This window comes from Uliginosibacterium sp. H1, from assembly GCF_036017065.1.
GTDB lineage: Bacteria > Pseudomonadota > Gammaproteobacteria > Burkholderiales > Rhodocyclaceae > Uliginosibacterium.
The window spans coordinates 407,882-427,982 of sequence record NZ_JAYXHR010000002.1 but is presented as its reverse complement, the minus strand read 5'-3'; the positions used below and the strand labels follow the sequence as shown (position 1 = coordinate 427,982).

Annotated in this window: 21 protein-coding genes; 11 read left to right on the top strand and 10 right to left on the bottom strand. The window is 68.2% G+C overall.

Annotated features, from left to right (window positions below):
• Positions 1–59 precede the first annotated feature (59 nt).
• Positions 60–899 (top strand): RNase adapter RapZ, encoded by an 840-nt coding sequence (gene rapZ / locus VVD47_RS11540; protein ID WP_327603612.1) that lies wholly within the window; start codon positions 60–62, stop codon positions 897–899.
• A gap of 29 nt (positions 900–928) precedes the next feature.
• On the opposite strand, the gene VVD47_RS11535 is transcribed toward rapZ, so the two are convergent.
• Positions 929–2,008 carry an acyltransferase family protein gene (locus VVD47_RS11535; RefSeq protein WP_327603611.1) on the bottom strand — a complete coding sequence of 360 codons (1,080 nt, stop codon included), beginning with the start codon at positions 2,006–2,008 and terminating at the stop codon, positions 929–931.
• A 152-nt stretch (positions 2,009–2,160) separates the two neighbouring features.
• On the opposite strand from VVD47_RS11535, the gene VVD47_RS11530 reads away from it, so the two are divergent.
• The gene (locus VVD47_RS11530) at positions 2,161–2,790 is read left to right on the top strand and encodes a flavin prenyltransferase UbiX (protein ID WP_327603610.1); all 630 of its coding nucleotides are present in this window, start codon (positions 2,161–2,163) and stop codon (positions 2,788–2,790) included.
• 136 nt (positions 2,791–2,926) lie between these two features.
• Here VVD47_RS11530 and VVD47_RS11525 read toward each other — a convergent pair whose 3' ends face one another.
• Both VVD47_RS11525 and VVD47_RS11520 read right to left on the bottom strand, forming a co-directional pair.
• Positions 2,927–3,574, bottom strand: coding sequence for a hypothetical protein (locus VVD47_RS11525; protein WP_327603609.1), 648 nt, complete (start codon positions 3,572–3,574; stop codon positions 2,927–2,929).
• Positions 3,571–4,158: a 5-formyltetrahydrofolate cyclo-ligase gene (locus tag VVD47_RS11520; protein ID WP_327603608.1), complete on the bottom strand. Its 588-nt coding sequence runs from the start codon at positions 4,156–4,158 to the stop codon at positions 3,571–3,573. The genes VVD47_RS11525 and VVD47_RS11520 overlap by 4 nt, the downstream gene beginning before the upstream one ends.
• 68 nt (positions 4,159–4,226) lie before the next feature.
• Between VVD47_RS11520 and VVD47_RS11515 the strand changes: the two genes are divergently transcribed.
• From VVD47_RS11515 to VVD47_RS11505, 3 genes are read left to right on the top strand one after another with little or no spacing between them, the layout of a single operon-like run.
• The gene (locus VVD47_RS11515) at positions 4,227–6,158 is read left to right on the top strand and encodes a lytic transglycosylase domain-containing protein (RefSeq protein WP_327603607.1); all 1,932 of its coding nucleotides are present in this window, start codon (positions 4,227–4,229) and stop codon (positions 6,156–6,158) included.
• Positions 6,159–6,163: 5 nt separating this feature from the next.
• Positions 6,164–6,625 carry an NUDIX domain-containing protein gene (locus VVD47_RS11510; protein ID WP_327603606.1) on the top strand — a complete coding sequence of 154 codons (462 nt, stop codon included), beginning with the start codon at positions 6,164–6,166 and terminating at the stop codon, positions 6,623–6,625.
• Positions 6,618–7,142, top strand: a complete 525-nt coding sequence (locus VVD47_RS11505; RefSeq protein WP_327603605.1) for an O-acetyl-ADP-ribose deacetylase — start codon at positions 6,618–6,620, stop codon at positions 7,140–7,142. Before VVD47_RS11510 ends, VVD47_RS11505 begins: the two co-directional genes overlap by 8 nt.
• Here the strand turns inward: VVD47_RS11505 and VVD47_RS11500 are convergent.
• Positions 7,112–7,858: a pirin family protein gene (locus VVD47_RS11500; protein ID WP_327603604.1), complete on the bottom strand. Its 747-nt coding sequence runs from the start codon at positions 7,856–7,858 to the stop codon at positions 7,112–7,114. The two genes, VVD47_RS11505 and VVD47_RS11500, sit on opposite strands and share 31 nt — an antisense overlap.
• 160 nt (positions 7,859–8,018) lie before the next feature.
• On the opposite strand from VVD47_RS11500, the gene VVD47_RS11495 reads away from it, so the two are divergent.
• On the top strand, positions 8,019–8,969 hold the full coding sequence (locus VVD47_RS11495; protein WP_327603603.1) for a LysR substrate-binding domain-containing protein: 951 nt from the start codon (positions 8,019–8,021) through the stop codon (positions 8,967–8,969).
• 71 nt (positions 8,970–9,040) lie between these two features.
• On the opposite strand, the gene VVD47_RS11490 is transcribed toward VVD47_RS11495, so the two are convergent.
• The 4 genes from VVD47_RS11490 to VVD47_RS11475 form a co-directional block, all read right to left on the bottom strand.
• Positions 9,041–9,538, bottom strand: a complete 498-nt coding sequence (locus tag VVD47_RS11490; protein ID WP_327603602.1) for an SRPBCC domain-containing protein — start codon at positions 9,536–9,538, stop codon at positions 9,041–9,043.
• Positions 9,539–9,559: 21 nt separating this feature from the next.
• On the bottom strand, positions 9,560–10,075 hold the full coding sequence (locus VVD47_RS11485; protein ID WP_327603601.1) for an anthrone oxygenase family protein: 516 nt from the start codon (positions 10,073–10,075) through the stop codon (positions 9,560–9,562).
• A 12-nt stretch (positions 10,076–10,087) separates the two neighbouring features.
• Positions 10,088–10,882 carry a MerR family transcriptional regulator gene (locus VVD47_RS11480; RefSeq protein ID WP_327603600.1) on the bottom strand — a complete coding sequence of 265 codons (795 nt, stop codon included), beginning with the start codon at positions 10,880–10,882 and terminating at the stop codon, positions 10,088–10,090.
• Between the two features lie 79 nt (positions 10,883–10,961).
• Positions 10,962–11,870, bottom strand: a complete 909-nt coding sequence (locus VVD47_RS11475) for an RNA polymerase sigma-70 factor (protein WP_327603599.1) — start codon at positions 11,868–11,870, stop codon at positions 10,962–10,964.
• A gap of 234 nt (positions 11,871–12,104) precedes the next feature.
• Between VVD47_RS11475 and VVD47_RS11470 the strand changes: the two genes are divergently transcribed.
• The 4 genes from VVD47_RS11470 to VVD47_RS11455 all read left to right on the top strand — a co-directional run bounded on the left by VVD47_RS11470 (position 12,105) and on the right by VVD47_RS11455 (position 15,110).
• Entirely contained in the window at positions 12,105–13,745 is a 1,641-nt protein-coding gene (locus VVD47_RS11470; protein WP_327603598.1) for an ArnT family glycosyltransferase, read from the top strand.
• 153 nt (positions 13,746–13,898) lie between these two features.
• Entirely contained in the window at positions 13,899–14,288 is a 390-nt protein-coding gene (locus tag VVD47_RS11465) for a DUF2871 family protein (RefSeq protein ID WP_327603597.1), read from the top strand.
• A gap of 123 nt (positions 14,289–14,411) precedes the next feature.
• Positions 14,412–14,555 (top strand): DUF3096 domain-containing protein, encoded by a 144-nt coding sequence (locus VVD47_RS11460; RefSeq protein ID WP_327603596.1) that lies wholly within the window; start codon positions 14,412–14,414, stop codon positions 14,553–14,555.
• Positions 14,556–14,693: 138 nt separating this feature from the next.
• A complete protein-coding gene (locus VVD47_RS11455) occupies positions 14,694–15,110 on the top strand; it encodes a DUF3597 domain-containing protein (protein ID WP_327603595.1) in 417 nt (138 codons plus the stop codon).
• 30 nt (positions 15,111–15,140) lie between these two features.
• Here VVD47_RS11455 and VVD47_RS11450 read toward each other — a convergent pair whose 3' ends face one another.
• Complete coding sequence (locus tag VVD47_RS11450) at positions 15,141–16,520, bottom strand: EAL and HDOD domain-containing protein (protein WP_327603594.1); 1,380 nt, start codon at positions 16,518–16,520, stop codon at positions 15,141–15,143.
• Positions 16,521–16,763: 243 nt separating this feature from the next.
• Between VVD47_RS11450 and VVD47_RS11445 the strand changes: the two genes are divergently transcribed.
• Positions 16,764–18,440, top strand: a complete 1,677-nt coding sequence (locus tag VVD47_RS11445; protein ID WP_327603593.1) for an ArnT family glycosyltransferase — start codon at positions 16,764–16,766, stop codon at positions 18,438–18,440.
• Positions 18,441–18,465: 25 nt separating this feature from the next.
• Here the strand turns inward: VVD47_RS11445 and VVD47_RS11440 are convergent, their stop codons facing one another.
• On the bottom strand, positions 18,466–20,037 hold the full coding sequence (locus VVD47_RS11440; protein ID WP_327603592.1) for an EAL domain-containing protein: 1,572 nt from the start codon (positions 20,035–20,037) through the stop codon (positions 18,466–18,468).
• Positions 20,038–20,101 lie beyond the last annotated feature (64 nt).

Genomic DNA, 20,101 nt, shown 5'->3' with positions numbered 1-20,101 from the left:
TCTATGCTCTGGACGCGGCCCCGCAGAACGACAACAACGCACGACAACAACGCCCCCCCATGCAGCTCATCCTCATCAGCGGTGTGTCCGGTTCCGGCAAGAGCATTGCGCTCAAGGTGCTGGAAGACGCCGGCTACTACTGCGTCGACAACCTTCCCGTCACCCTGCTGCCGCAACTGGTGAGCCACTTGCGCGCGGCGGGCTATGCCAAGGTCGGCGTGGCGGCGGACGTGCGTTCCGGCGCCAGCATCGCCGCCATGCCACAGGTGGCGAACAGCTTGCGTGGCATGGTGGAGGACGTGCGCTTCCTGTTCCTGGACGCGCGTGACGACGCACTGGTGGCGCGCTTTTCCGAGACGCGTCGTCGTCACCCGCTGTCGGACGACGGCATCACGCTGGAAGAGGCCATCGCGCGCGAGCGCGAGCTGCTGTCGCGCATCGGCGAGCTGGGCCATCGCATCGACACCAGCGAGCTGCATCCCAACACGCTGCGCAACTGGGTGAAGGACCTGCTGCAGGGTGACGCCGAGCGCGGCCTGACGCTGCTGTTCGAATCCTTCGGCTTCAAGCACGGCATCCCGGTGGACGCCGACTTCGTGTTCGACGTGCGGGTGCTGCCCAACCCTTACTACGACCCCGCGCTGCGTCCGCTGACCGGACGCGACGAGCCGGTGATCGCCTTCCTGCAGAAGACGCCGGAAGTGCTGCGCATGTACGAGGACATCCGCGACTTCGTCGGGCGCTGGTTGCCGTCCTTCGTGCGCGACGGCCGCAGCTATCTCACGGTGGGCATCGGCTGTACCGGCGGCCAGCACCGTTCGGTGTACCTCGCCGAATCACTGGCCGCGCATTTCGGCGAAAGCACCCGCGTGCTGGTGCGGCACCGTTCGCTGAAGTGAAGCGTGCTTCGCGGTAAATAAAGGTCCGCTCAGGCGGTTGCCGGGCGCGGCATCTGCCAGCGGCCCAGGCGTTGCTCCACGAAATGGTGGAACAGCGCGCCGGCCAGCACCGACAAGGCCCAGGCCAGCACGATGCCGCCCGCGTTGAGCCACGGGTCCGGCGGCGCGAAGCGCGCGAACAGCGCGTTGCACAGGATCACCACCGGGAAGTGCACCAGGAACACCGCGTAGGCGATGCGCGACAGCCAGCCCAGCAAGGCCTGCCCCGGCATGTCCTGCCAGCTCGTGGCGCGGCTGGCGGCGGCCAGCAGCAGGGCCACCGTCAAGGCCACGGCGATGCGCAGGCGGAACTCCACCCACAGCGCCAGCAGGCCGATTGCGGCGAGCAGCAGCGTCCAGCCCGCATGGCGGCGCACCGGCGTGGCCCGTCCCGGCTGCAGCACCTGCGCATTGCCCCACCAGGCCGCCGCCCCCAGCGCGTAGGCGCCGAAGAAGTAGATGGCCCAGTTGTCCAGCGCGGTGTGACGGTTGAACACCAGCAGCGATGCCGTGCCCAGTGCGCCGACCAGCAGGCTGCCCGACAGCGGCCCCGGCAGGCGGCGGCCCAGCCAGGCGCACACCGCCAGCAATACGAAGAGCTGGAAATCGATCGCCACGTACCAGACGCCGGCGGACAAGGCATCGAAACCCAGCACCCCGTGCATCAGGAACAGGTGGGCCAGCAGTTGCGGCAGGCTGGGCGGTGCCGGAATGGATTCGTGGGCGATCAGTCGGCTGGCCAGCGCCGCTGCCGCGATGGCCAGCAGCAGCGCCGCCAGGTAGGGCAGGATCAGGCGCAGGTAGCGGCGGAACAGCAGGCGGCCCAGGCCGGCGGCGGGCAGGGCACCCATGCCGGACAGCGTCTGTGCGGCGAGGTAGCCACCCACCACGAGGAAGGCCTGCACCGCTACGCGGCCGTAGTCGTACAGCCAGGAAATCAGGTCGGGCGCCAGCACCAGCGCGGCGTCGGACATCGGCCCGTAGAATGCGAGGTGATGCAGCACGATGAGCTGCGAGGCGATGGCTTTCAGCGCATCGATGGACAGGGAACGGGACGGACGGACGTGCATGGAACGATCTGGTCTGTTCGGACAACCGCTCTGTGGGCGGATGGCTTGGCTGCAAACTGAGGCTGGTGACGCAGCGGCCCGTACGTTGGACCGCAAAAAGGTGTGAAATCAACGCGCGAGTGTCCGGGAGGATGACCGCGGGAGCACGAAACATGACCGCAAGCCCGAGAACTGCGCCACGAACCATCGCCGTCGCCCTGACCGGCGCTTCCGGCATGCCTTACGGCCTGCGCCTGGTGGAGTGCCTGCTGCAGGCGGACTGCCGGGTACAGGTGCTGTACTCGCAGGTGGCGCAGATCGTGGCGCGGCAGGAGCTTGATCTGGCCCTGCCCGGTCGTGCGGAGGACGCCCAGGCCTGGCTGTGCGAGCGCTACGGCGTGGATGCGGCGCGCCTGCAGGTGTATGGCCGCGAGGAATGGTTCGCGCCGCTGGCCTCCGGCTCCAACCCGCCAGACGCGATGGTGGTATGCCCCTGCACGATGGGCACGCTGGCAGCCATAGCGGCCGGCTTGTCGTCGAACCTGATCGAGCGTGCGGCCGACGTGTGCCTCAAGGAGGGCCGCAAGCTGGTGCTGGTGCCGCGCGAGACGCCGTTCTCCACCCTGCACCTGGAGAACATGCTGCGCCTGTCACGCATGGGTGTGGTGATCCTGCCGCCAAACCCCGGCTTCTATCACCACCCGCAGTCCATCGACGACCTGGTGGATTTCGTCGTCGCGCGCATCCTCGACCAGGTGGGCGTGCCGCATGCGCTGATGAAGCGCTGGGGCGAGGACGACTGAAGGGCTGCGTTCCTGAAGGGCCGCGCTCTTGCCGCAGAGGGCATGGAGAAAAGCGAAGGGCCACGAAGGACACCCGGCTGGTTTCTCTTCGTGGCCCTCGGTATCCCTTGGTGCCTTCGCGGTAGGCCGCAGAAACCTACAACCTGTCGCGGCAACCCGCCGCCAGTCCCCGTACGCAGAGGTACAGCACGGCGGCGTTCAGCACGTGCCAGCCGAAGTGCGTACCCAGCGGCCATTCCGCGCACAGCTGCATGTCCAGCACGCGCAGCGAGAAGGACACGAGGAACAGCAGGGCCGCGCCGAACAGCCAGCCGGCTGCGGACGGTGCCTGCCGCAGGCTGGCGAAGGCCAGCATCACCAGCGCCAGCCACGGCGGGATGTAGGACTCCGAGCCGTTCAGCCCCAGCGAGCCGATGGCCGCCACCGCCCGGTCCGCGCCGAGCAGCGCCAGCACGGCGAGGAAGGCCGGCGCCATCTGCCAGTACAGCACCCGTCGCAGGAAGCGGAACAGGTAGAACAGGATGAACAGCGCGATGCTGGCCACGTCGAGGATGGCGCCCAGCACCGTGCCGCTGACGTGGAAGATGCCGCTGCACACGCCGATCAGCCCCAGCAGCACGGCCAGGCGCCGCACCTCCGGGCGCACGTCGGCCGGGTACTGGCGGCGCAGCAGCCACCAGGCGGCCAGGACGAAGGCCAGGTTGGTCAGCGCGTTGACCGGCTCGGACCACCAGCTTGCATCGGTGCGTTCGCAATAGCGGTCGATACTTTCCAGCAGGTTCATGCTTGTGGCCCCACTACCACACCGTTCTCGGTGACGATCCAGTCCATCGGAATGTCATGCGCCTCGGCCAGCAAATCCTCGACAGCGGCCAGCGAGAAGCCGACGCCCACCGTCACCGGGCGCGGCAGCCAGCGCGCCAGTGAACGGTCGAAGTAGCCACCGCCATAACCCAGCCGATAGCCGCGCGCATCGAAGGCATTTACCGGCACCAGGAGCAAGTCCGGTTGCACGGCGCGGTCCTCGGCCGGTACCGGAATGTCGTAGCGCCCCGCCGTCATGACGGTGTCAGGTGCCCACGCGCTGAAATGCATGCCGGCCTCATCCACCACCGGCAAGGCGGCGACGCGGCCCGGCCCGCCCGCCAGCCAGGCGGCCACGGCGGCACGCAGGTCCACCTCGCCGCGGTAAGGCCAGCAGAACCCCACGACCGTCGGCGCCTGCCGCGCGAGCAGTGCACTCAGGTGCTGCGCGATGGCTGCCGTGAACTGCTCACGGCGCTGCACATCGAGTGCGCAGCGCGCCGCGATGAGGCGCTCGCGCAGAACTTTGCGCGGGTTCGGTGCGTCAGGGGTGGATGGGCTCACGTGCTAAGCTGGGCGCCGCTCAAAGGTGGGGGATGTTACGTCATGAGGCAGCTCATGAGGCAGGAATCATGAGGCCGGGATTGTGGCTTCACCGCAGTAGCGCAATCGCCGCCCTGTGCTGGCTGGCCGTCGCCAGCCAGGCCACGTTCGCCGCACCCGGCGACGAGCGCATCCTCGATGCACGCGAGGCGGCCAGCCGCGGCAACCTGCCGCGCCTGCAGCAACTCGCGGCCCAGCGCAGCAACCATGTGCTGGACGCCTACGTGGGCTACTGGCTGCTGTCCGCCCAGGTCGCCCGCAATACCGAGCCGCTGCCGGTCGACAGCGTGCAGCGTTTCCTGTCGGACAACGAGGGCAGCGTGCTGGCCGAGCGCCTGCGTAGCGACTGGCTCAAGCGCCTTGCCCGCGAAGGGCAGTGGAGTCTGTTCGACGAGCATTACGGCCGTCTTGCACAGCCCGACCAGGAGCTGCAGTGCCACGCCATGCAGCGGCCCGGCGGCAACGCCCGCGCCATCGAAACCCAATGGCTGTCGCTCACCGACACGCCGGACGCCTGCGACGCGCCGCTGCGCGCGCTGGTGGTGGCCGGCCATGTCAGCGAGGAAAGCGTATGGGCGCGCTTCCGCCGCCTGGTGGAGGCCAAGCGCCTGTCCGGCGCGCGCGAAGCCGCCGGCTGGACCGGCAATGACGCGGCGCAGACCATGGACCTGCTCGGCTCGGTGCTGGACAACCCCGGCCGCTTCCTGTCCAGCCCGCGTGCGCGCCAGACCGCCACCCGCGCCCAGCGCGAGCTGGTGCTGGCGGCGGTGGCGCGGCAGGCCCGTGTCGAGGTGCGCGACGCTGCACGGCGCTGGCAGGAGATCGAGGATCGCTTCCCGGCGCCGGAGCGCGCCTATGCCTGGGGCCAGCTCGCCTGGCTGGGGGCACAGGGACAGCTGCCGGAAGCCAACACCTGGTACGACCGTGCCGGCAACATCGTGATGGCGGAAGAACAGCACGCCTGGCGGGTGCGTGCGGCGCTGCGCAGCGTGGACTGGGCGCGCGTGCGACGTGCGGTCGAGCACATGCCGCAGGGCCTGCGCGAGCAGTCCGCGTGGACGTACTGGCTGGCCCGTGCCCACATCGAAACCGGCCACAGCCGCGAGGCCACGACGTTGCTGCAACGACAGGCCGGCGAGCCGCACTTCTACGGCATCCTCAGCGCCGAGGCCCTGGGCCGTCGCTTCGACTGGCCGGAGCCGGCGCTGCCCGCGTCGATCGGCGAGATGGAAAAGGTGCAGGCCATGCCCGAGCTGCAACGTGCGCTGACGCTGTATCGCCTGGACCTGCGCACTGAGGGCGTGCGCGAGTGGAACTGGGGCCTGCGCAACGCCGATGACCGCCTGCTGCTCGCCGCCGCCGAGTACGGCCGACGCGAGGGCCTGTATGACCGTGCCATCAACACCGCCGACCGCACCAAGGCCCAGCACGACTACAGCCTGCGCTACCTCGCGCCCTACTACGACGTGTTCAGCGTCGAGACGAAGGCGCGTGGTCTCGACATTGCCTGGGTGTACGGCCTGGTGCGCCAGGAGAGCCGCTTCCAGCCGGTGGTGCGCTCCAGCGCCGGTGCCCAGGGCCTGATGCAGGTGATGCCCGCCACCGGCAAATGGATTGCCAACAAGGCCGGCTTCGACGGCTACCACGCGGGCTGGCTGACCGACGTGGAGGGCAATGTGCGCCTCGGCACCGCCTACCTGCGCAACGTGCTGGACGACCTGGGCGGCAGCCCGGTGCTGGCCTCGGCCGCGTACAACGCCGGTCCCGGCCGCGCGCGTCGCTGGCGCGACCCGCAGCGCACGCTGGAGGGCGCCATCTATGCCGAGACCATCCCCTTCAGCGAGACGCGCGACTACGTGAAGAAGGTGATGGCCAACGCCATCATCTACGCGCGGCTGTTCGACAGCGACCGCGGCACGCTGACCCAGCGGCTGGCGACGATAGGGCCGAGCGGAGGCTGAGCCGCATGCAAGCCGCCGCCACCGCTGCCAAGGCCTGCCCGGTCGTGCTGCGACGTGGCCGCGAAGGTGGCCTGGAAATCCTCGCCTTCATGCATCCGCTGGCCGGCTGCCAGCTCGTCAAGGGCGGCATCGAAACCGGCGAGGCGGCCGCGGCGGCGGCCTTGCGCGAGTTGCGGGAAGAATCCGGCATCGCCGACGCGCGGATCGTCACCGACATGGGCGTATGGGCGTCCCAGCACGGCGACATGCCCGGCGGCGCGCTGTGGTCCTTCCAGTTGTGCGAGGTGCCGCGCGTATTGCCGGAACGCTGGAGCTGGCGTACCTCCGACGACGGCGGGCACAGCTTCGAGTTCTTCTGGCAACCGCTCGATGCAGCGACGGATGCCTCGTGGCATCCGCTGTTCCAGCGTGCGCTCGCGTGGGTCCGGCACTGGCTGCGCAGCCACGCGGAGACGCTTCATGTCTGAATCGCCCACGCAGTTGTACGCACACCAGGGCGACATCACCACGCTGGCGGTCGACGCCATCGTGAACGCCGCCAATGGCACGCTGCTGGGCGGGGGTGGCGTGGATGGCGCCATCCATCGTGCTGCCGGACCGGAGCTGCTGGCGGCCTGCCACGCGCTCGGTGGCTGTGCCACGGGTGACGCCAAACTGACGCCGGGCTTCCGCCTGCCTGCGCGCTTCGTGATCCACACCGTCGGGCCGATATGGCAAGGCGGTGGGCAGGGCGAAGCCTCGCTGCTGGCAGCCTGCTACCGACGCGCACTGGAACTCGCCGCAACCTGCGGCGCGCGCAGCATCGCCTTTCCCTGCATCAGCACCGGCGTGTACCGGTTTCCACCAGACCGCGCCGCGCGTATCGCGGTGGATACCGTGCGCAGCCTGGTGGCGGATGCGGGCGTGGTCGAAGAAGTCTGCTTCTGCTGTTTCTCCGCCGCTGACCTGGCGCGCTACGAAGCCTTGCTGGCTCCTTCGCGCTGAAAGCCTGCGCGCTGCGCCGGCAGGTCGAACAGCAACAGCTCGCCACCGGCTTCCCCACCGACGATCCGCAGCGCGATGTCCTCGCCGATGCGCAGCGCATCGCCGGCGCCGAGCGGGTGGCCGTTCACCGCGAGCTTTCCGCGCAGGACATGCAGGTAAGCGAGCCGATGCGGTGCCACGACATGCTGTAGGCAACTTCCTACAGCCAGGGCACTGCCAAACAGGCGAATATCCTGATTGAGATGCAGGCTGCCTGCTTCGCCATCGGAACTGGCGAGGAGACACAGGCGGTCGTGGCGGTCGTGGTCACCGAAGCAGGTTAGTTCGCTGCTCGGCTGCAGGCCCACCACGTCGGGGATGATCGAGATCTGCAGGTAGTGCAGCGGCTCCTCCGGTGAGGGATTGATTTCTCCCTGCACCACGCCGTGTCCGGCGCTGAGGCGGTGCACTTCGCCGGGGCGGACACGCAGGCTGCGGCCCAGGCTGTCGCGGATTTCGAGTGTGCCCGCCAGCACCAGGCTGATGATTTCCGTGTCGCGGTAACCATGCGGCGACACGCCGGCCCCCGGCGCGATGCACACATCGTCGAGGGCACGCAGGGGCCCCCAGTGGAGGTGGGCAGGATCACGGTAGTCGGCACAGGAAAAACTGTGCCAGCGCTCCAGCCAGTCATGCCGGGTGTGACCGCGTGTGGTGGCTGGGCGCAGTTCGATCATGGCAGCGGCTCCGGCAGTTTTACCGAATATAGAGGCTACCGGTCGCCTCTGCCACTTGCATTGCGGCTGACCTGAAAAAATTACGCCTGCATGGGCAGGCTCAGGACGGCCGCATATGGTCTAGCATTGAAGATCAATGCCTTCCGGGAGGTGAGTAGCCATGACGGATGTGAACCTGCGCAGCCTTGACCTGAATCTTCTCGCGGTCTTCGAGGCGGTGTACGAAGAGGGCAACATGACGCGCGCCGCCCTGCGCCTGTGCATGACGCAACCGGCTGTCAGCAACGCCGTGAGCCGATTGCGCGTGGCCTTGCGCGACCCGCTGTTCGTTGCCGGCCGACGTGGCATCACCCCGACCGCGACAGCGCAGGAGCTGTTCGTGCCGATCAAGTCGGCGCTGGACCTGATCCGCGACAGCGTGGGTGGCCTGCGTGGCTTCGAGCCGGCAAACTCCGAACGCACCTTCCGTCTCGCCGTCATCTATGCGCCGGGGCCGCGCTTCCGCAGCGATCTGCTGAAACGCCTGCACGAAGAGGCGCCGCACATCTCGCTCGTCCTGCATCCGGCCAACGACCGCCAGGAAGTGCATCGCCTGATGCGCGAAGGCCGCATCGACCTGCTGCTCGACCACGTTCACACCAGCGACGACGAACTGGTGCATGTCCCCCTGTGGGAAGACGAACTGGTGATGATCGTTGCCCGCAACCATCCGCGCATCGACGGCCCGCGCACGCGCGAGCAACTCGCCGGCGAATCCTTCGCAGTGCATGGCGAGCCCCAGGGCCCCGGCAACCTGCATGAACTGGAAGTCGCCATCGGCCAGGGGCCGCAGCATCCGCTGCTGATGACCCGCTCGCAGCACGAACTGGTGCTCCAGGTCGCTGCATCCGACCTGGTGGGTGCCATCTCCCGCAAACTGGCCGAGTCGATGGCCGACATGCTGGGCCTGCAGATCCTGCCCCTGCCGCTGGACATGCCCAAGGTGAATGCCTGCCTGGTGTGGCACCGCGCCCGCGAGAATGACCTGGGCCACCGCTGGTTCCGCAACCGGCTGCTGGATCTGACCCCGCGCAAGCTGCCGCAAGTCAGCGAGACCGCTCGCGCTGCCTGACGGAATCGGCATTGGCTTTCGCACCGCGCGGGCTTTGATCGCGCGGTGCGAAAGCCGCGGCGCTCCCTGTCTCAGACAGTACTGCTGAACAGGGGCGACGTCGCGAAGCTGGCCTCGGCGAGGCCGGCTGGCGCGACAGTGTCGTCCAGCTGCGCACCCTGTTCCGTCACCACCAGCCTGCAGCCCTGCTCCGCTGGATAGAACTCCGCCGTCACGAGGCCGACGAAAACGCGCTGGCCATCCATGCGGGCGCCATCGCCCAGGTGCCCACCTGCGTGCGTCATGAAACGGGTGGTCACCCGGGACGCCACGATGCGGGCGTCGGGCACGATGTCGTGGTAGCAGTGCTCGGCGACATACAGCGGCCCGCCGGGGTTGCCAAAGCGCAGGCGGTCACGCCCACCGACCCGGAAATCGAAACGCTCGTACTCCACCGGCCAGTCTTCGCCGGGCAGGTCCCAGCGCTGGCGCGCGTTCTTGTCCGCCCAGGCCGCGAATACCTGCCCCGGCGTGGCCGGCAGCAGGCGCACCACCGAAACAGTGCCGTGGGCGACGTGACGGCGATGCATGGCGGGTGCGCTCCCGCCCGACTAGGCCGCCGGCTGCATGGCAGCCACCACGAACAGCGCGGCCGCCAGCGTGCCGTTGAGGCTGCGCAGGTGATTCCAGCGGGTCCAGTCGCGCAGGTAGCGTGCCCACACCGCTTTGGCGGCATCGTCGCGGATGTCCTGGCGGGCGAGCAGGTCATTGAGCGGCACGTTGAAGGCGATCGTGCTGCCAAAGGTGCCCAGCACGTAGAGCGCGCAGCCCAGCAGCACGGCCATGCCCGCAGCACCGTTCCCCGCATTCCAGTCCACGATCACCCAGGTGGCGAGCGCCAGGCAGATGGCTGCCGTCCCCACGAACGCGACCATGAACCACGAGCGCAGTACGACCACGTTGATCGACTGCATGGCGGCGATGCCCTGTTCCGGCGCGACGCGCGCCAGCGCCCCCATGACGAAGCTCGAGAACGCGAAGAACACGCCGGCGATCAGCGCGCTGCCCAGCGTGGCGAGCACGAGCAGGGTGTCGAACACGAGCGCTTGTATGGATGCCGTCTGCATCTTGGCGGCTCCCTACAGGGCGCGTTGCGAGTAGGCCTTCATCGCCTCGCGCATCCACGCGGACATGCCGGGCGAGCAGGCGTCGAAGCGGCTGGCGAAATCGTGGGCACTGGCGTACAGCTCGCCCAGGCCGGCATAGGCCGCCGCGGTGGGGCGCGTTCCCCAGGCCTGCCAGATCCAGGCGTGGTGCTCGCGCAGCAAGGGGTCGAGCTGGGTGTCGTCGGCCGCCACACCCCTGCGCATCCTGTCGGCGAGGTCGTGGGCGATGCGCTCGAATTCCTGCAGGCGGGCGGACTTCTCATGGACATCCATGTCCGCGAACAAGGCGGCGCTGCGGCGGATGCGGGGGCGGGCGTCCTCGCCCAGCTTGTCGATGAGCCAGTCTTCGTACTCGGCCTGGCGCTCGCTGCCGAAGCCTTCGAACAGGTGCTTCTCGGTCACGGCGGTGTCGCCCTCCAGGTCGGCGATCGTGCGGTCGATGGTTTCCAGCAACTGCCGCTGGCGCTCGGCCTCCGCTTCCACGCGTGCCCGCTGCGCGCGCAAGGCGTCCAGCCGGTCGAAGCCCGGCGCGTCGAGGATGGCGCCGATCTCCGCCAGCGGCATGCCCAGCTCGCGATGGAAGAGGATCTGCTGCAGGCGCAACAGATCCTGGCGGCCGTAGTAGCGGTAGCCGTTGGTGCCGACGGCCACTGGCTTGAGCAGGCCGATCTCGTCGTAGTGATGGAGTGCGCGCACCGACACGCCGGACAGGCGGGCGACCTGGCTGACGGTGTAGTGGCGGGCGGAATGTGCAGGGTCGTCGCGCATGGGGTGCTTTGTGAAGCCTCACGTAAGGTGAGAGTCAACACCCGCGGCGCGGCCGGCACAACTGCCGCGCAGGCTGCGGTCAGTCCGGCGAGGCGGGCGCGAGCGATTGCAGGGCGGCGGGCACCTGCCGCAGCTTGTCCGGATTGCGCACGACGTGGCACGCCAGGATGCGGTCGCCGTCGGTGACGAAGCTGAGTGCCGCGTCGAACTTTCCGTCCAGGTAGCGCAGCAGCCCCGGTTCGCCGTTCACCTGCGCGTGGCGGTAGTCGAGGCGCGGGCCGACCTGGCGGGCGACCATCTCGAAGAAGCGCACGATGCGCGCCGCGCCGTGCAGCTCCTTGAGCACCGACAGCACCTTGCCGCCGCCGTCCGCGACGAACTGCGCATCGGCCGCGAACAGCGCCTGCAGCGCAGCCTGCTGGCCGCTGCGGGTGGCCTCGATGAAGCGGTCCAGCAGCGAGCGATGCGCGTCGCGGCTCACGCTGATGCGCGGGCGGTCCTCGCGCACGCGGGTCTTCGCGCGGCTGACCAGCTGGCGCACGCTGGCCTCGTTGCGTTCCAGCATGCGGGCGATGTCGGGGTAGTCCAGGTCGAACACCTCGCGCAGCAGGAAGGCCGCGCGTTCGTCCGGCGACAGGCGTTCCAGCACGGCGAGAAAAGCCATCGACACGTCGCTGGCCAGTTCCACCACCTGCTCGGGCGAGGGCGCGGGGTCTTCGGTCTCGATGACCGGCTCCGGCAACCAGGGGCCTTTGTAATGCTCGCGCTCCTGGCGCACCGCCCGCAGGCGGTCGATGCACAGGCGGGTGGTCACGGTGACCAGCCAGGCTTCGGCCGACTGCAGCGTACCGGCGTCCGCGGCGTTCCAGCGCAGCCAGGCGTCCTGCACGACATCCTCGGCGTCGCTGCGCGAGCCCAGCATGCGGTAGGCGACACCGAGCAGGCGTTTGCGGTGGGAGTTGAAGGTGTCCAGTCTGGTTCGGTCCATGGCGACAGTCTTGCATCCTGATGAGGGGTTGTGGAGAGCGGTCCGGCTCTCCAGATGCCAGACGTACCGGACGCCTGCTTTGTGACAGCGCGCTGCTCGTACAGTCGGGCAGGGTTGCCAGGTTCGTGGCCCAGCGGCATGGCTTCTGCTTATGTCCAGCGGGGTCGCGGGAATCGAGTCGTGGGAATCGTCGAGTCGCGGAATCGATATCGCCCCGGTGGGGAGGGGCTTTCCATGGCAACGACTTCAGGTGTGCGCGAACCGGGCTGGTGGACCAGCGCCGCGCTGGCGATCCTCGCACTGCTGGCCACCGGCCTGCGCCTGTATGGCTGGCAGGAGCCGGTGGAGCGCGATCTGGCGATCCACGCCGTGATCGGCCACGAGTTCCTGCAGGGCCGCGAGCTGTACTCGGACCTGTGGGACCACAAGCCGCCGGGCACCTTCCTCATGCACGCCGCGTTCAACGCGCTGTTCGGCTACGGCCCCCACTACCTCCTTGTCATGAACATCCTGCTCAATGTGGGTGCCATGCTGGGCATCCATGCACTGGCCTGGGCACTGACGGGTCGGCAGGTCTGCGGTCTCGTCGCGGCCCTGCTGTGGGTACTGGTGTCGGACGACATCCACCTGCAGGCCAACCAGCCCAACAGCGAGGCCATGGCGGCGCCACTGCTGCTGTTCGGCGCGTACTGCTGGTACCAGGTGAGCGAACGCAGGCTGCCGTCGCAATGGGCGATCCTCGCCGGCGGCCTGTTCTTCGCCGCCAGCCTGTTGAAGCAGCACTACGTGCTGATGCCGGCCGGCATGGCGGCGGCGTTCCTGATCCATGCCGCATGCCTGGACCGGGCGGCCCTGCGTGCCGAGTTGCGCACGGCACTGACCATCGCCGGCGTCGGCCTCGTCGGCTGGCTGGCCACGCTGCTGGTGTTCCGGATGCAGGGGACGCTGGATGATCTGATCGACGCCCTCGTCACCTACAACCGTGGTTACGGCGGCGACATCCTGCGCACGCTGAAGGGCGCCCACTGGTACTGGCAGCGGTTCTTCCCCTCGCAGTTCGCCGCTGGCCTGCTGCCCTACGTCGTCACCGGCGCACTGGCCGTGGCGGCCATGCTGTGGCTGCGACGCTGGAAGCTGCTGTTGCTGTTCCTGTTCTGGGTGCTGAGCACCGAGCTGATGGTGGCACTGCCGGGCAAGTTCTTTCCGCACTACTTCCAGCTGTGGATGCCGGTCATGGTCATCGGGGTGGCGCTGCTGCTGGATTGCCTGCTGGCGTGGCCGCCCGGTGGCCGGCGCCTCGCCATGGCCGTGGTGATCGCATGCCTGTGCCTGACGACCTACCGGCTTGCCGTGCAGTTCGCACAGCCGGCGTGGAACTGGGCCGGGATCAAGTATCCGACCGAGAGCTTCGGCGAAGCGCGCCTGCTGGGCGAAGACCTCGCGACCATCCTGCCGCCGGACAGCCCGGTGTTCTTCTTCGGCCATGACCAGCAGGTGCTGTTCTACGGGCGGCTACGTCCGGTCAACGGCAAGCTCTACGCGCGCTGGTTCGCAGACAACCCGCTGATGTCGACGCGCTTGCTGGCCGACACCACCGAGCGGTTCATGGGGGGCGGCTTCGACGTGGTCATCGTCAATGCGCCGTTGATGACGCTGAACGCCACGCACATCAACGACGCCCTGAACCGCGACTTCGTGGCGGTGCCGGACTGCTTCGCCCACAACGAGGTGTGGGTGCGCCGCGGCAGCGCCCTGCAGCCCGCGCTGGCAGACGGCTTGCCCGGCAGATCGGCGGCATCGCTGCAGGCCCGCGGCCTGCCGCTGGACTGTGGCAGGCAGGCGCCTGCGCTGGTCATGGCCGGCACGCCGCAATAGTGCCGCGCACCAACCAGGCGCCCTTAGGAAATTCTTAGGGTGCCCTTACGGATCATTTAACCGTGGCCCTGCCGCAGGCTGCATACGATGCGCCCCTTGCCGGCCACGCGGTGTGGCCGGCGCAGCATCCGCAACAAGAATGGAGTCTTCGCCATGATGGCCAACCGTTGTTTCAAACTGGGTGCCCTGTACCTCATCGCCGGCATGTCGCTGGGCGTGTACATGGGCGCCACCCACAACCACACTCTGTCGCCGGTGCATGCGCACATCAACCTGCTGGGCTGGGTCTGCCTGCTGCTGGCGGGCCTGCTGTTCGCGCGCTTCCCGCAGCTTGCGGAAACCAAGCTGGCGAAGGCGTTCTTCTGGACCTACAACATCGCGGTGCCGGTCTCCATGCTGGCGCTGGCCCTCGTCTTTCTCGGCCAGCCGCAACTGGCACCGCTGGTGGGCATCGGCAGCTTCGCGGTGTGGTTCGGCGGCGTGTGCCTGGCGCTCAACGTGCTGCTGAACCTGAAGGCGAGCGACCTGGCCGTGGCGCGCTGAGCGCGCGTAGGTTGCGGCTTACGCCAGGGCGGCCTGTCCGCTGGCTGATGTCGCCAGCAGGCCGTCGGAAAATTCTCCTGCAACACGCCCGGGCCCGCCGGGCGTGCAACGAAGGAGAAGAACATGAACGTACACCTTGCCATCGGCCCGCTCGTGGCCCTCGTCGCCGGCATCCTCATCCTCGCGGTGCCGCGCCTGCTCAACTACATCGTGGCGCTGTACCTGATCATCATCGGCCTGCTGGGACTGTTCGGCGACAAGCTGTAGTACCCGGCAGCCGCACTGCGTCGGTCGGCTCGGGCCGGTCTTGCGGGTGTCATGAAAACTTGATGCTCCAGGCGGGGCACGCGGTGCTATACCGATACCTCGGCCGCGATATTGCGGCGCGCACTGGAGGGCATGGTCATGGGTATCTTCGGCAAGATCCTGGCGAAACTCGGCTTCGGTGACGAAGCACCGGCCAGCCCTGCGGCACCGGCACCGGCACCGGCACCGGCGCCTGCGCCGGCCGCGGCACCCGTATCAACCACGCCCGTCGCGCCGGCAGCGCCCGCCGCCGTCAGCGTCGTCGACGTGGTGAGCAAGCTGGAAGCCATGGCCGCGGCCAACCCCGAGAAGCTCAACTGGAAGACCTCGATCGTCGACCTGATGAAGCTGCTCGGCCTGGACAGCACCCTGGGCGCGCGCAAGGAGCTGGCCGTCGAGCTCGGTTGCCCGCCGGACAAGATGGGCGACTCGGCACAGATGAACATGTGGCTGCACAAGACCGTGCTGCAGAAGATCGCCGACAACGGCGGCAACGTGCCCGGGAGCCTGCTGTAGCCGCTCTTGCCGGGCGAGGCCGTGGTGGCCTCAGGCTGCGGTCGTGTCGCGGCTGTTGGCTGCCACCCAGGCCAGCGCTTCCATCTGGCGTGCGTTGATGCGTGCGGTGGACAGCCGCATGTTCACCGCCAGTTGCTCGACCCGCGCGGCCTCGCCCCGTTCGCAGGCCTCCGCCAGCGCCAGGCAGGCGCCGAAGGGGCCCTTGTGCTTCAGCAGGGCCAGGTTCATGTCATCAGGCAGGCGTAGCGGGGTGATGGCGTCCTCCAGTGGCACCTTCAGCGCCACGTCCAGCATCGAGAACAGGCCCAGCACGAACAGGCGTTCGCAATCGGCGGCATTCAAGCGGCCCTGGCCCAGCAGTTCGAGGAAGCGTGCGCGGCTCAGCGCCATCTCGGTCAGCGCGCCGCCACCTCCGGCACTGCCGGTCAGCAGCAGCAGGGTCAGCCAGCGGTCGAGCTGCGACTGGCCCAGCACCATCAAGCCCTGTTCGATCGACGAGATGGCGTGGTTGAGGCCCTGCGTCGAGGTGTTCACGAAACGCAGCAGGCGGTAGGACATGGCCAGGTCCTGCTTCAGCACCGCAGCCATCTCGCGGTTGTCGGCGTCGGCGCGCACCTTGTTGATGAGGGTGGCGACATGCAGCACCTGCGGCGAGAGCTGGTTGCCCGCCCAGTTGCCGCGATGGGTCACGAAGCCGCCGGAGAACAGGCTGCAGCCCAGCTTGGCGACCAGCGCCTGGTCCTCGTAGCTCGCCACCTCCCAGGCCGCGCGGCGCAGGCCGGGCCAGTCCTGGCGCAGCTTGCCGAGCATCGCCCCGGTTTCGTTGGGCGTGCGCCAGGCCATCCGCAGCACGATGCCGCTGGCGTGGTCCGCCACGCTGGCAAACCAGGGCGTGCCGAAACAGTCGTCCAGCCACACTTCGAACCCGGCTGCCCGCAGGCTGGCGATGCGTGAGCGCGTCTCTGGCGGGGCCGGGCGCGTGGCGTTGTCCGGCGCCAGCAACAGGCAGGTGCGCGGCGGCAGGCGTTCGGCGATGCCGCGCTGCAGGCTGCCTTCCCACAGCTGCAGCCAGGCGCGCCGTTCGCGCAGCAGCTCGCCGGCATGGGTGTCGAGCTGGCTGATCAGCATGTCGTCGAGGAAGTCGCGCACCGGACGACCCTGGGCGCGGATCCGTTCACGCAGGTCGCCGCGCAGGGCGAATTCGTAGCCGCGGATGTTCAGCCCCGCATCCATGACCTCGGTGCGGGTCAGCAGGCCGGGGGCGCCCTCGTCCTGCCTTTCGGTGGTGAAGACGGAGCTGGGGGCGGACGTGCCCGTAGCGGGCGGATCACGCCGGCGGGCCGAGGGATCGGTGGGCGGCGGAGCGTCAGCGAACAGGCGGCTGAGGCTGGACCACAAGCTGTGAAACATGGGGCGATCAGGATCCGTAGGACAGGTACAGGCGCCGGCATACGCGGGCGGTGGTCGGGGTAACGGCCCGGGCGGGCGGAAGCTGAAGTGCCCGGGGGCGGGCTCGCCATGCCGGTGAAATGACCGTTACGCACCTGATGCTTGCCCGTACCTGAGGGTGCTGTTCAGAATGACGCATCGTTACGACCGCATACTGGCAGGCCGTTTCATCCGTAGCCTGCTGCACCGCCCATGTCTGGATCCATGCCCGCCGTAGCCAGCCCGATATCCCTGCCCAGGCCGCTGCTGTCGCGCTCCACGCTGTGGACCGCGCTGGCCCTGCTGGCCGCCGTCGCCGTGCTGGTGCTGCTGCGCCTGCACACGGCCGACGAATCGCTGGAACGCGACATCGTCATCCACGCCATCATCGGCAACGAGTTCCTGCACGGCCGCTCCCTCTATTCGGACCTGTGGAACCACAAGCCGCCGGCGAGCTTCCTGATCCACGCCGCGTTCAACCAGGTTTTCGGCTTCGGGCCGCAGTACATCCTGGCGATGAACCTGGTGTTCAACACGGCCACCCTGCTGGCGATCTTCGGCCTCGGCCTCGCGCTGACGCGCAACCGTTTCGCGGCGGTCTGTGCTGCCGTGCTGTGGGCCTTGCTGTCCTTCGACATGGACATGCAGGCCAATCAGCCGAACAGCGAAGCACTGGTGAACCCGATGTTCGCTGGCGGCATCCTGCTCTGGTACGCCGTCAGCGAACGCTGGGTCAGCGATCGCTGGGCCTTCCTGGCGGGCTTCCTGTTCTTCGTCACCACGTATTTCAAGCAACACTTCGTGTTCGTGCCGATTGCCATCGCGCTGGCATTCCTGACGCATGCCGCCCTGTTTGCGCGACCGGACTTCGTCCGCCAGCTGCGGATCGCCGTATGGACCGGGGCGGTCGGCTGCGTCGGCTGGCTGCTGGTCTTCGCCGTGTTCTGGTTGCAGGGGAGCCTGAAACCCTTTTTCGAAGCGGCCTTCCTCTACAACGAGGGGTATGGCGGCAACTGGCTGTACAACATCAAGCGCGCCTACTGGATGGGGATCTTTCCCGCCTGGTCGGCCGGGGCGCTCTATCCCTACCTGCCTGTCACGGCGGTCGGGGTGCTCGGCGCCCTGCTGAGCCGCCACTGGAAGCCGCTGCTGGTCATGCTTGCCTGGCTGGGGTCGACCTTCCTCATCGTGGTGGTGCCGGGGCGCTTCTTCGCGCACTACTACCAGCTATGGATTCCCCCCCTGCTGGTGGGCACCGCGTTCTGTGTCCACTACCTGCTGCGCCTGCCGCGTCCCGTCGGCGTGGCCCTCGCGGCCAGTGTCCTGTTGGCCGCGCTGGGCTATACCGGCGTGCGGCTCAAGGACCATGTTTCCTACCAGGCCTGGCAGTGGTCGGCGAAGAAGTACCCCGGCGATCGTTTCAACGAGTCGCGCGCCATCGGCGAAGCGCTCGCACGCGGGCTACCGCGCGCCGAGCCGGTGTTCTTCTTCGGTCGCGATCCGGGCCTGTTCCTGTACGGCGGCCTGCGCGCCGTCAATGGAAAGATCTACGTGCGCTGGTTCAACGACAACAAGTATTCGCCGGCGCTGCTGGCACACGCCATCGCGCAGTTCAAGGAAGCGCGCTTCGACGTCGTGGTGGTCAACAGCAAGCCGACGGAATTCGGTGCGGAGGAAATCGGCGAGGCCTTGCTGCGTGATTTCGTGATGGTGCCGGAGTGCTTCGCCCACAACGAGGTGTGGGTAAGACGCGGCAGCCCGCATCTGGCCACGCTGGAGCGCACCCTGTTGCCGGCATCGCAGGAACTGCTCCCCCGCTACGGCGTCAAGCCGGAGAGTTGCGAACAGACCACCAGCAAGCTGTTGCTGGCGCCGGCAAAGACCGGACACGGCGAATCCTGAGCGGGTCCGTCGCGTTTCGCCGGGCTCAGTCCCGCGTCACCGCCCGCATCCACGGCTGGGTGCGTTCGAGGAACAGCACCAGGTCCGCGGCCTCCATCGGTGCGGCGAACAGGTAGCCCTGGGCGTGGGCGACCTTGTGGTCGGCCAGGTAGCGTTGTTGCTGCTCGGTCTCCACGCCCTCGGCCACCAAGGCCAGGCCCTGGCGGTCGGCCAGTTCGATGATGGAATCGATGACGCGGGCCTTGGCGCTTTCGTCGCCAATCGGTTCGACGAAGCTGCGGTCGATCTTCAGGGCGTCCACCGTCAGGCGCTGCAGCAGCGCCAGGCCGTTGTGGCCGGTGCCGAAGTCGTCGATGAACACCCGGCAGCCCAGGCCGCGCAGCGCGTCCACCACTACTTCGGCATGGCCGGGGTCGTCGGGCAGGCCCCGTTCGGTGATCTCGAACACGAAGGTGGCCGGCGGCACCTCGTAGCGACGGCAGTAGGTCAGCAGGCTGTCGACGATGTCCAGATCGTCCAGGTGGCTGCGCGACAGGTTGATCGATACGTAAAGGTTGCGGTTGCGCAGCAGCGGGCCGAGCTGTGCGCACACGCGTTCCAGCAGCAGGGCGGTCATCGGCTTGATGAGGCCGGTGCGCTCGGCGATCGGGATGAAGCTGTCCGGCGGAATGAGGCCCATGCCCGGATGGCGCCAGCGCATCAGCACTTCGGCGCCATCGCATAGCCCGGTCTCCAGATTGATGATCGGCTGGTAGTAGGGAAGGAACTCCCGCCGCGCCAGCGCCTGGCGCAAGGCTTCCTCCGGCGCCTGCAGGCGGTTCCACACCTGGCGCAGGCACCACGCGGCCAGCAGGGACAGCGCCACGCCGGCCAGCAGGTAGCGGGGCAGCTGGTCCTCGATGGCCTCCCACACTTCCTCGTCGCTGCCATGCAGTTCGATGCGCACCGGGTGCTTGTCCAGCGCGGCGGTGGTGTGCAGCTTGAAGAGGCTGTCCGGCAGCGCCGGCTGGTCGCGCTCCAGGATACTGTCGCCGGGCACGAAGCCCAGTTGCAGGCTGCGCACGCGCGCCACGCCGGCGGTACGCGCCAGCTCCTCGAAGACCATCGGGTCGATCAGCGCATTGACGCCGCCGCCTTCCGGGAAGCGCAGGTTCACGATGACCGAGCGCTCCTTCATCACCACCGTCTGGATGACGTTGTAGAACAGGCCGCTCTCCGGCAGGCGGTGCTTGATGTCCTGGTAGACCTTGATATAGAGCCGGCCGAAGTTGGTGCACAGGAGGGCGAGGTCGGGATCGAAGACGCCCATCTCGCGGATGTAGATCGAGTTGTAGACCCCGTAGGTCAGCTTCTCGATGACGTCGTCCTCGCAGGCCGAGGCGGCGGTCCAGCGCAGTTCCTGCAAGCGCTGCACCGTGTGGTCGAGGATGCGACCGGTGCCCTGCAGCAACTGCTCGGCGCGCCGCCGGTTGTCCACCTCGGCGCTGTGGATGCCGCGCCATACGCCCAGCACCGCGCAGACGACCAGGGGCATCAGGGCCGTGACGATGCAGACTGCGATCAACCAGCGCTGACGAAGGCTGTGATGCTGTGGCATGGGCGACCCATGGGCAGGTGACGCAGCATCATATGCCAGGGCCGTCAGCCATGTTTGTGGCAAC